Raw genomic sequence first — 13,570 nt, 5'->3', positions numbered from 1 at the left:
ATGTTTTAAAAACATGGTTTATTTAGTCTCTGCTGACAATTCGTCCTTTCCCTGGAACAATGATAACATACTTCATTGACTAGTTTCTGGTCATGAAAAAATGCACTTACATTCTGCAATGTGGTTTCTGCAATATTCTCTAGGGCTTCGCTGGTTAAGAATGCCTGATGGGAAGTGATTAATACATTTGGGAAGGTAACAAGTCTTGCCAGAATATCATCCTGTACAATTTTCTCGGAAAAATCTTCAAAGAATACTTCCGATTCTTCTTCATATACATCAAGTCCTGCTGCTCCAATTTTTCCACTCTTTAACCCTTTTAATAAAGCGCTGGAGTCGATTAATGCTCCACGGGACGTGTTAATAATAAAAACGCCCTCTTTCATCCAGTCAATGGCTTCATGGCTCACAATATGATAGCTGTCCTTTGTCAGCGGACAGTGCAAGGAAATGATATCTGATTTTCTGCATAACTCCTCAAATGAGACATAATTGTAATCAGAATCTTTTACTGGATATGGATCATACATCAGCATATTCATTCCAAATCCACTACATACCTTGATAAAGGTTCTTCCGATTTTTCCAGTTCCCACAATACCAATGGTTTTTCCGTGAAGGTCAAATCCAATTAATCCGCTTAAACTGAAGTTAAAATCACGGGTCCTGATATAGGCTTTGTGCAATTTACGATTTAACATCAAAATCATTCCCATAGCCGCCTCTGCCACAGCGTATGGAGAATACGCCGGCACACGTACCACATGTATTTTTCCAAACGCATAGCTGAAATCAATGTTATTGTAACCTGCACAGCGCATTGCAATCAGTTTAATTCCCTGATTATAGAGAACTTCTAAAGTATCCTTGTCCAGTTCATCATTAACAAAGGCACAGACACAGTCGCAGCCCTTAGATAAAACTGCCGTATTTTTATTAAGCTTAGCCTCGTGATACTTAATTTCGCATTGAAATTGCTTTTTTAGTTTATCAAAATAAATTCTGTCGTAAGATTTTGTATCGTAAAAACTGATTTTAAACATACGCACTCTTCCTTTTCTCGCTTTTTAAATTAGGTTTTGCAAAAAAAGAAATCCTATTCATTTAAAAAATATGAAATAAAAAAGAATTTAAAATACTTGGAACGACCTCATTTCCGAGTCGTAAAGATAAATATGACTGGAGAGCACTTCCTCCACTGGAACTTGATTCTGATTTACTTCCTGTACTAATTCTAACAGTTTTTCCACGTCTATTTCTTCCTCAAAAGGCAATAAAATCACTTCATGAATGCTGCTAGGCAAAATATAAACCCTTCCACCTAATTTTTCTGCCAGTTCATGAAACTCCTCCTGATAGAGCATAACCGCAGCCCCGTTGATTCCCTGCTGATTGGTTACCACATACATCGTTACATGCTCCTCATCTGAAATCTTTACTTTCTCTATCATCTCTGGTCCCGCAAGCTTTTGTATCACTTCTTCTAACGTGCTAAACACCAGCGGAAAATGGCTTGGCGTATTTTTCATAGCATGCTGCAGCAGACATTTCACATCTGCCTGCCAATGTTCCATAATAGCATTGCTGATAGGAAGCATAGATACGGTATCATCTTCCAGCTTTACCAGACTGTAAAATGTAACCGCCAGATCCAGAAAACGTATATAGGGAATTTTAGCAGCCAGCCTTTGGTTTTCTTCGTAATTGATTAGCCGAAACACAATCTGCCCCTTCTGATTCTCCCATGTTAAATCCAGTTGCAAGGCCTCTCCATCTGCTTCCTGTAATGCTTGCTGATATGTATTCCAGATTTCTTTGCAAATGGCCTCAAAATCTTTCTGTTCCTCGTATTTCTCATAATATCCATTGAGATAGATATTCGGTGTCACCTTCTGTCCTTCCTGTTTTAAAATAATTCCATTCAGATGCACATTGTTGTTTTTCGTAACTTCATTGACTCGAATAGTATACTCCTGCCCAAGCTTACCTTCAAAATGCGTCACCACTGCCTGCACAAATTCCTTAAAATCCATTCTCATTTCCTTTCCGTATTTACAAGCACGCAAAAAAATCCTTATATTCTTTCTACCATAATTCTCTGGATACCACGGATCAGAACTGATCAAGATGGGATATACGATATGTACTGATGAAACTTTTAGGACTTGAAAAAAGAAAAGTTCTTGTAAATACTACCAATTATTTAGTTTTGTAATAATACTATCAAATCTTTTCTTTCTTTTCAAGCCCTTTTTCTATTTTGTGCTGCAAAAATGCTGATGCAAACCTGACTTGGTATATAGAAAATCCAGATAAGCCAGAAGAACACTGCCTCCACGGAAACAGGAATGCCCAATAAAGCAGAATTAGACAAGCCTACACAGATGTCACAGCAAAAAAACATTATCAGACCAGAACTAAACAAAGCGTGCTTTCCAAAGCCTTTTACTGCAAGCAGAACATTTCCAGAAAAGGTTACTCCATATAAGCATATCAGGAAAAGCATCATAGAATGCTGCATGGTTATAAAATACGCAGCCCCAAATAATACAATTGCACACAAACAATTTACTATAATGTAATATTTCCACACTTTTTTTATACCTTTGGTTAAATAAAGAAAATAGCAAATCTGAGTAATGAAAAATGCGGTGATTCCCATTTCCAAGTGCTTGTTCTGTAAAATCAAAAAGATGTCCGCTAAACAGGTAAAAAACAGCCCTAATAGGAAAAACCAATCGGAATGGTTTCTTTGTTTGTTTTTGGCAAAGTAAAAGCTTACATAGAGAAAGCACAAAGCTACTGCTCCATAACGCAGATAGTTTATCCATAATCCATTATAAAACTGACTGAAAAACAGCAGCACTATTTCTGCAAGAACAAATAAGCAAGTTATGATTCTGTCATTTTGTTTCATTGGCTGACTCCTTAGAGGTATTTTTCTTTTAAAGTTCTGTTTTTGAAATTTTCTAATAACGTGCCAGCTTCTTGGGCTGGAATTGGTCTGCTGTACAAATAGCCCTGTGCTTGATTGCAGTGTGCTGATTTTAAGAATGCTACTTGTCCACTATTTTCCACGCCTTCTGCAATTACTGCTAAATCCAATGTCTTTGCAAGGCGAATAATGGTGGATACAATCTGCTGATCACTGGTATTTTCATTTACCCGTTCCAAGAAGCTTTTGTCAATTTTCAAATGATTTACTGGAAGGTTTTTTAAATAATTCACGGAAGAATATCCAGTCCCAAAATCATCTAATGAGAAGGTTACGCCCACCTCCTTTAGCTGCTTGATAATCTGAATCGTATAATCCATGTTTTCAATTGCAATAGATTCTGTGATTTCCAAATCTAACCTGCCTGGTTCAATTTTTGTTTCCTCAATGGCTTCCTGTACCATTTCTACGATATCTGCATCCTTAAACTGCCTTGCGGATAGATTTACCGCTATACTGATGTCATGAAACCCTTCTTCATCCCAGCGTTTCAACTGTCTGCATGCCTCAAACAGTACCCATTTTCCTATAGGAACTATAAGCCCCGTTTCTTCTGCAATCTGGACAAATCCGTCTGGGGTAATGATTCCTTTTTCGGGATGTGCCCAACGGACTAATGCTTCAAACCCTACAATTCTATCATAACTCAGATCAACCTGTGCCTGATAAAACACTTGGAATTCATCATTCTGCAAGGCATTGCGCAGTTCGGACTGTAATTCAATCCTGCTTAACAGGGAACTATTAATAGTTTCATCGTAATAACAGTATGTATTTTTGCCCATTGCTTTAGCTGAATACATGGCCGCATCAACATTTTTAATAAGCATCTGTGGTGTTTTGCCATCTTTCGGAGCAAATGCAATTCCGATGCTTATCGTAATGAAAAATTCTCTCATGGATAATACAAACGGATAGGTAAACAGATTTTGAATTTTTCGGATTTTTTCTTCATAAAGATCCGTACATTGAATATTTTTTGTCAGAACAATAAATTCATCTCCGCCAAAACGGGCAAAGTAATCATTTTCATCTAGAACCTGTTTCATCCTGTCGGTTACATCAATCAGCAATTCGTCACCGTATGAATGTCCCAGTACGTCATTGATATTTTTGAAATTATCCAGATCTATATACATAATGGCAATTTGGCCATCTTTTTCTATGGCCGCCATTATCTGTTCTAACTTTTCTGAAAAAGAAATCCGGTTTGGCAAATCTGTTAGATAGTCTATGTGCGCTAACTTCTTATTGCGTTCTTCGCTTTGCTTCAGTTCTTCGTATTTCCTTGCCAGTTCTATTTGAGCAGATTCTGCTTTTTTATATGCCTCTTCTAATTCTATATAGTTTTCCTCAAGCTTTCGCTTTGCAGCCTTAGCTTCCCTCTCTGCTATATTTCGTTTACGAACATTCATAAGCAGTACTGCCATTGCTATTACCAGTATGATTAAAATGAGTGCCAAAATATCCACATACATAACATCTATAACTGCAGCAAGAAAAAGGAGTCCCCTTTTATCCATACTCTTAATTACCTCCACTGTCTAATTGATAGAATCTTTCCATTATCCTACATTATTTTAACATAGTATATGGTATTCAGCAAGTTATAGGAATATTAATCCTGCTTATACATAAAAAAAGCGGCCACATCGTGGTCGCTCTTTGATTACAATAAAATAACTATTTATTCTGTAAAAATTCATCAATTCCCTTAGCTGCTGCTTTGCCAGCCCCCATAGCTAAGATAACGGTTGCCGCACCTGTAACAGCATCTCCACCAGCGTATACGCCTTCTTTTGTTGTCTTTCCATTTTCTTCATCTGCTATGATACATTTCCATTTGTTTACTTCCAGACCTTCTGTTGTAGAAGAAATCAGTGGATTAGGGCTTGTACCAAGTGACATGATAACCGTATCAACGTCAATTACATATTCAGAACCTGCAACTTCAACTGGTCTCCTTCTTCCAGAAGCATCTGGCTCGCCTAATTCCATTTTTACCACTTCAATTCCTTTTACCCATCCATTATCATCTACTAAAATCTGCTTTGGATTGGTTAAAAGATCGAAAATGATTCCTTCTTCTTTTGCATGATGTACTTCTTCTACTCTGGCAGGAAGTTCTGCTTCACTTCTTCTGTACACGATATGCACTTCTGCACCAAGTCTTAAAGCAGTACGGGCAGCATCCATTGCCACGTTGCCGCCGCCAACAACTGCAACTTTCTTGCCTCCAGCGATTGGTGTAGCATAGTCATCTTTGAAAGCTTTCATTAAGTTGGATCTTGTTAAATATTCGTTTGCTGAAAATACGCCGTTGGCATTTTCCCCTGGGATTCCCATGAATTTTGGAAGACCCGCACCAGAACCAACAAATACAGCATCAAAACCTTCCTCTGTTAATAACTCATCAATTGTAGTAGATTTTCCAATTACTACATTTGTTTCAATCTTAACACCTAAAGCTTTTACATTTTCAACTTCAGAAGCTACAACGGTCTGCTTTGGAAGTCTGAATTCAGGAATACCGTAAGATAATACACCGCCTGCTTCATGTAACGCTTCAAAAATCGTTACGTCATAACCTGCTTTGGCAAGATCGCCAGCACATGTTAAACCTGCAGGACCTGAACCGATAACCGCAACTTTTTTGCCATTTAAGGATTCTGCTTTCTTCGGTTTAATACTGTTTTCTCTTGCCCAGTCAGCTACAAATCTTTCCAGCTTTCCAATAGAAACCGCTTCTCCCTTGATTCCACGGATACATTTGCTTTCGCACTGGCTTTCCTGTGGACATACACGTCCACAAACAGCTGGCAATGCTGAGTATTCGCTGATTATATGGTAAGCTTCTTCTATATTTCCTTCTTTTACTTTGGAAATAAAACTTGGAATGTCGATGGATACTGGACATCCTGTTACGCATTTTGCATTTTTACAGCCAAGACATCTTGTTGCTTCGTCTACAGCTTCTTCTTTATTATATCCTAAACAAACTTCTTCAAAGTTTTTTGCACGAACTTTGGGATCCTGTTCTCTGACAGGTACTCTTTTTAACACATCAACTGCCATTTTATTTTCTATCCTTTCTCCTATTTATCGCTACATCCGCATCCGCCATTTTTGTGGGTTGCACCTTCTTGAGCCTGCAAAACTGCACGTCCCTCTTCTGTTTTGTACATCTGCTGTCTCTTCATGGCTTCATCAAAGTTTACTAAATGGCCATCAAATTCCGGTCCATCTACGCAGGCAAATTTTACTTCTCCTCCAACTGTCAGACGGCATGCACCGCACATTCCTGTACCGTCTACCATAATAGGGTTCATGCTAACGATAGTAGGAATATTTAATTCTTTCGTTAACAGGCATACAAATTTCATCATGATAACTGGTCCGATAGCAACAACTAAATCATATTTCTTGCCCTGATTGTTTACAAGATCCTTGATCTGGTCGTTTACATTTCCCTTAAAGCCATATGTACCATCATCTGTACAGACATATACATTTTTGGCCCATTGTTCCATTTCTTTATCTAATATGATTAATTCCTTGCTTCTTGCACCAATGATACAATCTACATCATATCCATTTTCTTTCATCCATTTTACCTGTGGATATACTGGGGCAGTTCCAACACCACCTGCAACAAATAAAATATTCTTTTTCTTTAGTTCTTCTGGATCTTCATCAATTAATTCAGATCTGCATCCTAATGGCCCTACGAAGTCTCGGAAGGAATCGCCTTCTTCATAAGTTGCCATAATTTTTGTAGAAGCTCCTACTGCCTGGAATACAATAGTAACTGTCTGTTTTTCTCTGTCGTAATCACAGATTGTCAAAGGAATACGTTCCCCTTTTTCATCCATTTTTACGATTACAAACTGCCCTGGATAGCAGGACTTGGCAACTCTAGGTGCTAAAATATCCATTAAATAGATATTGTTAGCTAAATACTGCTTTTTTACTATTTTAAACATGATTTACCCTCCATTGATTCTATTGTACCTACCATTATAATTTAATTTGGTAAAAAAATCTACCCTCTTTAAAAATTATACGAATCTACTGTCGACAAATAGCCATTGGTGTATCTTCTGTCAAGGCTGACATCCTTGCCAAACCAGACTGGTGGTACAAAACGGTTGGCTGCTTCTTCGCTTGCAAATTCTACTTCTACTAGCCTAAGACCTTCTAATTGCTCTTTGAAAATGTCTAATTCTGCTGTGAGTCCTTCTTCTAATGGAATCAGATAACGTTTTTTCACAATCATATGATTATCTGTCTTGGCTTTTAAATGCAAAAAGGATTCTTCGTTTAATGGAACTTCTACCTCATTCTCTACTTTTGCAGTACGGTTTTCATCTTGTCCGATTCCGAATTTTGATTTGTAAGTTAATAGATAATTTTCGTTGCTTTTACGGATACGCAGGGTTGGGTTGTGGGACAGGTATCCTTGTTCAATTATTTTGCACTGGTATTGTTCTAACTGGTCTGGAAGCTGTTTTACTAAAAATTTTCTTTCGATTTCCATTGGGGTGCCGCCTTTCTTGTGGGTTTATTTTGCTATTTATATTTTCAATTTATAGAATACTACATAATGAAATCATTATACAAGGGACAATTGGTTAAAAGCCTACTCTCTTTTTTATATCCATAATTTTTTTTTTCTCTCTCTAAATTAACAATTAGTTTATTTAGTTTTTCTATTTCTTTTTTAATTGTTTCTATTTTTTTATTATTAAAACTTTCTGTATTTTTGTCATTATATTGTTTTATCCATTTATTAATTTTTTTGTCAAAAGAAGTTTCTCCACGGTTGACAACATTATCTATCTCACTGATTATATTATTATGTTTTTGTGTCTTTATATTGATAATTTCATCAACTATTTTATTTTGAAACGCACCATGCCATTGATCTGGTGTTGTAACCCCTTCTCCTAATCCATACCTTTTCTTATTATTGTGCATTTCTGAAAAAATACCTTTTAACAGACTTTCTTCCATGCAACAGTATTTAAGTCCTGCCCGTTCAGCTACTTTCTTACTACATTTTATATTGTAATAACCTTTTCCATTTTCAAACAATGCTAAAGGTATTTTTGAACCCAACAGTTTTTCATATGTGGGCATTGTATCTAAACCACAAATTTCCGACACTTCAATATTAGCTTTTTCTTCTTGTTTAAGTAACTTTTCAAACCTTATCCTAATATTCTGTTTTATATTTTCAAGTCTCTTTTCTCTTTTTACTTGGACTTTTTTCAAGCGTTCTATGTGATTGCTAATATTAACTATTTTTGCATTCAAAAATTTTTCATCATATGTAAAACTCCTTTCATGGTCTTCATAGTCATATTTCGCTTTATTTTTGCTTTCATTCTTTTTATATTCTTTAGATATTTCGCTTTCATTTTTACCATCTTCCATATATTCATATGAAGATGCCCTTTTCTTAACTAATTCTTCTATTTTCTTTTTTACTGTACTCTTATTTTCTTTTACTTGCAGCTCAAAACCATCGCTGATTACAGTTCCACTTGAAAATGGTTCACCTTGCAGCTTTAACCAGTTTATCAAAATACCTACCTCTTTATTGTGTACAATATTGTTACTATGAAATTTATCGTTAGCCTGACCTTGAGCCATTGAATCAGCACCTGCAGAGGCAAACTTTCCTCCTGCTATACTTCTTTTATCAGTAGTAAAATGTAGTCCAGCTCCCAGTATCCCCTTTATTTGTTCACCACTTCTATGTCCATATGCAACACTATTCCCATAATAAATAAATTTATTTTTAGTTTTTAAACTATACTTTCCATTTCTCTCCCCTCTTTGAAGCATACTTGACAGTACATATTCTTTCCTATTCCCTTTTCCATATCCTATTCCCGACTGCATATTATCTAATAACATCATAGAGGTTAAAAAAATCCTAGGTGAACGTGTAGTCTCTGCTCCAAATAAAGCTAATGTTGTCTGTTTCAATGTATCATCTCGCTTACGAGAACTATATTGCTTAACAATGCCAGCCCCAATACTAACACCATTTTGAATCCACCCCCTCATTTTTTTTGCATCATCTTGCCCCTTTACAGATTCGTTTTTCAAAAGCTCTGCTAACTCTGGGTACGAACCTTTGTATTTATTTTTAGTTCCCTTTTCTCCTTTATTCTGATAATATATATAGTTGTTCTTATCATTTCTTTCAAATTCTGTTCCACCAAAAATTATTTTTCCATTACCATCATTTACTTTCAAATTAATAAAAGTGTCATAGAAATCTTTATTACCATTCGATAACGGTTTTCGATTATCCGTTATTTTTTTTAAAATTCCCCATAAATCACCAGAAGTAATCACACCGTCCTTGCACCTTATCCCTGATTTCAACCTCTGTATAACTTTCGTTCCCCCAGCCCCACTGCTTTTCTTAAGCTGCAAACTCTCTCCGCTGCTTTCACTCATATCCTTAGCCCCACTCTGCTTACGATTCCTAGAAAAATCAATTGCCTTAAACTGGCTCGGCTGGAAAGACAAATAAGCCTATGCATTCCCTTCTCTTTCTGGAATATTATGTGATTTTTCCTGTTTTGCCCCTTTTTCCTGCACGCTAACATTACTTATTTTCATTCGCTCCTCACTATACATTACCTTCGCTCCTCCATACAAAATCCTTATTATGCAAACTATATCATATCATTCTATATTTCACAAGAAAAGCTCCTTTCTGATAAAATCCTGTATCTGTTTTTATCCGAAAGAAGCCACATTTTTTTACATTTCTTATTTAGAGACTAAGTTCCTCATCCCCCACTTATGAATCTCTGTTTTCCTTAACTTTTTAAGTTACATTTTACTTTTTTCATAATTTGTCTGCATACTTTATATACAACATAAATCAAGGCCAAAAAAATGATTACTGAGATAATACACATTATAATCATAAATTCCTTTACTTATAGAATAATAGAATTATAGCATTGTATATTTCAAATGTAAATATTGCACTAAACCTTCCAACAATAATCAGACTTGCCAAACCTAATCCAAATCAAACATGGATCTTCTAAGTGCCTTAATCAGCACACTGTCTGTAATGGTTTTTCCTTTCTCCGTAGCCGTCACTTTCATAATAATGTTTACATTGGAACCTTCATTTAAATACTTAAAAGGGTACTCGTAAATATAATCTACCTCTGTGCTTACACAAAACTCCTTTTCCTCTAGTGCGGAATCGTCATCCAGAAACCTTTTATTATTCTTATACATTTCCAATGGCCCAGAAACAATATTGCCGTCTCCATCGGCACTATAAAAACTTAGTTTAAGGACCGGGCTGCTCATACCACTTGTAGTCAGATTAAATTCTACATCCTTTTTCCCTAATACTTTATCTGCTTTAAAATCTACATCTCCATATAAAATATACGCTTTACCACCTGCGAAATCATTTACTTCATGCAGATTCGTAACATTCAGATCAACCGAACGGACAAGTCCATAGGCAGAAATAATGGTATTAACAAATAATTTCACTTCGTTATCATAATTTCCATTAAAGCTTTCGGCTGATATCCCACTATAAAAAACACTGTCGTTTCTCCATAAGTAATAGTTATTCCTTACATCCCTTGGAGACACGCTATAAGGATTGTTGCTTCCATCTCCATCCAGACAGAAATACGCAACGCCGTTTACTGCTGGCATGCCTTTTTGTTCCACATCTGTCTGATAAATTCCACTCTTAGCATGGAAGCCTCTTGTTTTCTTAGCTGCATCCATTTCAATTACATACGGATATCTTGCCACCTTCGCTTCGTTTATTCTAGAAATGGCATTCGTGCTTTCTATATCACTGCTTAAGCCATTAAAATACTTGGAGTTTGAAAACTTACTGATGACACTATAGGTAAAGGCCATCTTCATGGAATCTGCCACCGCTTCGCCCTCTTTAAATGCTCCATAACGGTCCAAGCCAAGCAAGGAACGTACCTTATAGTTCATATTGGTTCCCCAGTGTCTGGCATCTGCCGTATCATTATAATAAGTCAAAGCATCCTGAGTAAAAATAATGCCTTTCCCTTTTCCAGCAGCAATTGCCAGTTTGTTAAGGAGTCCATCTGGATCGGCCAGTTTTTTATTGGAATCAATAAATCCAACTAAAATCACATCATAATCGTCTATGTTAAAAATATCTGGATCCTTGAAATCAGTCGTCATAATGTCTTTGGCCTCTACATCAATCTTAAAGCGGTCCGTTACAGCTCCACTTAAGGCGAATCTCTTAAACTGACTGGCTTGTGTGGAACTTGAGGATAAATCCATACTAGGATATTTTGTGAAATCCGATAGCTGTAATACTTTTATCTGCTCTTTGGAACCAGAACACTTCAGGTTCCAAATCTTACAGGAACGAACTCCCGTTGGCTTTCCAGCATTCAGTTTCACAATTTCCAGTTTTACCGAAACGACACCCTTCATGGCACTTTTCGGTATCACTGCTCCCGAAACGGTTACCGTATTCCCCGCTGTAAAGGTTACATGCCAGATAGCGTCTTCATAGTTTTCATTTCGTACATAATTGCCATTCTTCTGCTCCCACTCATTGTATATGCCATTATGGTCTCCATCTACATACAGATATGCTCCATAAGATCCAGATGCATGCCTTACATTGATTTCAAGACCTGCCAATCCACTAGTAGTAATAGAAGCACTCCCCCCTTCAGAATACTCTTGCACTCCTTTCGGATCAGTATCCCAGATTTGTGGCTTGCCAAGTAGTACGTTTGCTCTGCTTAACAATCTGTTTCCTTTGCTATCCTGAATAGCAAATTTATCTGACACCGAAAACATTCTGTCTTTTCCTGCCTTTTCAGAACACAAGAAATCATATATTTTGATACCACGACTTAATTTCCCAGAATCCAGCAGATTGGAGGCATATGCTACTGGATACCCAGCGTCCATAAATGCTTTTACTTTGTCAGCCATTCTGTCCGTAATATCATTCCCTGAATACCGGAATGCATCACCATTTACACCTGTCCCCTGTGCAAAACTTAAATTATCCTCTGTATCCACTTGAATTCCTGTATAGTAGATGTTTGTTCCCATCATTTTATCTACATTGCTTCCAAAGTAAATCATATCATATTCACTATTCAAGTCTTCCACTATACCGATAAACTCACTCATGGTCATTTTCACCACATGTATTTTCAGACGGATATCTGCTGGAAGCCATGTCTTTACGTCCATTTTATCCAAAGTGAATTTATTATCCGGCTCTACATCCAATACTCTTAATTCAGGACAATACTGATTGTAAATGGTAATTGCAACATCACGAGAATCGTTTCCTACGTTTTCACACCATTTTTCATCTCCAGTTACAGGAATCCTGTTTCTTAGGGAATCCGATAAAGCTATTTTACTTAACAGGCTGCTCTGTTCACCAGCACCATGGGCAAATGCACAGACCGTTGTATCATAATAATTTCCTACAAAATCATTGTTTACAGAATCACTATAACCGTTTTCCACTTTGGCAACTAATGCATCCCATTGTGACGATTTTCCCGGAGTCAGATAGCGAACCAGTTCCTTTATGTTCCAGAAATCATTCCATCCAGTTTTATGAGAATCTACAAACAGCTTATCATGGGCTTTTTCTGCGTTTATATATTTCTCATTCTGCAGATAAACGGTTACGGAAATGGCATATCCTAGTTTCTGAATATTGGTATGGCCTTCCATTTCCCCTTTTAATGTATAGCCAGGAATGGTTAATGATTTTTCATCTAGCAAAGCAAATGTATACAACTTTTCAACTACATCCATAGATAAATCCGTGCTGTTCGATCCCGTTTTAAAAACAGGGTATTTGCCACTATTATAGTACGTTCTGGTTAAGGTACCTTTCAGTGCACGATAGCTGTATTTCTCGTATAACATTAAAAGCCTGTTGAAATAATCATTATTTCCTTTGGCAAAATCATCATGAAGATACACATAATCGCTTTCTTGAATCAAAGCAGGATTGGCATTTATCTGGGCTGGTTCCACAACTAATACATCGACCCACTTATTCGTTATGTATTCCTGAGTCTGCTTATCCGATAACTGTAATGCTTCTTTTAAAGTGGTTTTCACCAAAGCATTCTGATTCCTTAATTGTTTTCTGGCAGAATCCCATTTTAATACACTATTGGTATTATGCAGAATCTGTGCCAGATCTCCTCTGGCGTCCTGTTCTGAGATTTTTCTGATATCAACAGGTTCTTCTCCTGCTATACCATACCCTATCTCTGCCATGCCACGGTAAGGCACGATCTCTAATATTTTAAACTTGGCATCTGTCCTGTATGCGGGAACATCATCCAGATTCAGTGCATCCGCATCATAGCTTCCCGAAATCGGTACTTTCCGTTCCTTGGCCTTCTGGCTTACTACCGTAGGCAGCCAGCTCTGAACTGTCACTGCAAGCAAAACAATCACTACCAGACATGCAGCACAAACGGTGATTTCCTTCCGATGTCTATTCAAACGTTTTAACATATAACA

At 36.9% G+C, this 13,570-nt stretch carries 9 protein-coding genes; all 9 read right to left on the bottom strand.

Features of this window, described 5'->3' with window-relative positions; genetic code table 11:
• Positions 1-5: 5 nt before the first annotated feature.
• The 9 genes from BMY85_RS03790 to BMY85_RS03750 all read right to left on the bottom strand — a co-directional run bounded on the left by BMY85_RS03790 (position 6) and on the right by BMY85_RS03750 (position 13,564).
• Positions 6-1,043, bottom strand: a complete 1,038-nt coding sequence (locus tag BMY85_RS03790; RefSeq protein WP_092476630.1) for a 2-hydroxyacid dehydrogenase — start codon at positions 1,041-1,043, stop codon at positions 6-8.
• A gap of 87 nt (positions 1,044-1,130) precedes the next feature.
• Positions 1,131-2,033: a DUF5688 family protein gene (locus BMY85_RS03785; protein ID WP_092476628.1), complete on the bottom strand. Its 903-nt coding sequence runs from the start codon at positions 2,031-2,033 to the stop codon at positions 1,131-1,133.
• 209 nt (positions 2,034-2,242) lie between these two features.
• Positions 2,243-2,917 carry a lysoplasmalogenase family protein gene (locus BMY85_RS03780; protein ID WP_092476626.1) on the bottom strand — a complete coding sequence of 225 codons (675 nt, stop codon included), beginning with the start codon at positions 2,915-2,917 and terminating at the stop codon, positions 2,243-2,245.
• Positions 2,918-2,928: 11 nt separating this feature from the next.
• Positions 2,929-4,518 carry a putative bifunctional diguanylate cyclase/phosphodiesterase gene (locus BMY85_RS03775; RefSeq protein ID WP_092476624.1) on the bottom strand — a complete coding sequence of 530 codons (1,590 nt, stop codon included), beginning with the start codon at positions 4,516-4,518 and terminating at the stop codon, positions 2,929-2,931.
• Between the two features lie 160 nt (positions 4,519-4,678).
• Complete coding sequence (gene gltA, locus BMY85_RS03770; protein WP_092476623.1) at positions 4,679-6,070, bottom strand: NADPH-dependent glutamate synthase; 1,392 nt, start codon at positions 6,068-6,070, stop codon at positions 4,679-4,681.
• Positions 6,071-6,090: 20 nt separating this feature from the next.
• Positions 6,091-6,978 carry a sulfide/dihydroorotate dehydrogenase-like FAD/NAD-binding protein gene (locus tag BMY85_RS03765; protein WP_092476621.1) on the bottom strand — a complete coding sequence of 296 codons (888 nt, stop codon included), beginning with the start codon at positions 6,976-6,978 and terminating at the stop codon, positions 6,091-6,093.
• A gap of 68 nt (positions 6,979-7,046) precedes the next feature.
• Positions 7,047-7,532: a CYTH domain-containing protein gene (locus BMY85_RS03760; RefSeq protein ID WP_092476619.1), complete on the bottom strand. Its 486-nt coding sequence runs from the start codon at positions 7,530-7,532 to the stop codon at positions 7,047-7,049.
• 59 nt (positions 7,533-7,591) lie between these two features.
• Positions 7,592-9,469, bottom strand: a complete 1,878-nt coding sequence (locus BMY85_RS03755; protein WP_143066314.1) for a hypothetical protein — start codon at positions 9,467-9,469, stop codon at positions 7,592-7,594.
• 576 nt (positions 9,470-10,045) lie between these two features.
• The gene (locus BMY85_RS03750) at positions 10,046-13,564 is read right to left on the bottom strand and encodes a DUF5057 domain-containing protein (RefSeq protein ID WP_092476615.1); all 3,519 of its coding nucleotides are present in this window, start codon (positions 13,562-13,564) and stop codon (positions 10,046-10,048) included.
• Positions 13,565-13,570 lie beyond the last annotated feature (6 nt).

It is taken from the genome of [Clostridium] polysaccharolyticum (genome assembly GCF_900111595.1).
GTDB classification, from domain to species: Bacteria; Bacillota; Clostridia; order Lachnospirales; family Lachnospiraceae; genus Clostridium_AI; species Clostridium_AI polysaccharolyticum.
The sequence above is the reverse complement of the archived record's forward strand: the minus strand, read 5'-3'. Positions and strand labels throughout refer to the sequence as shown.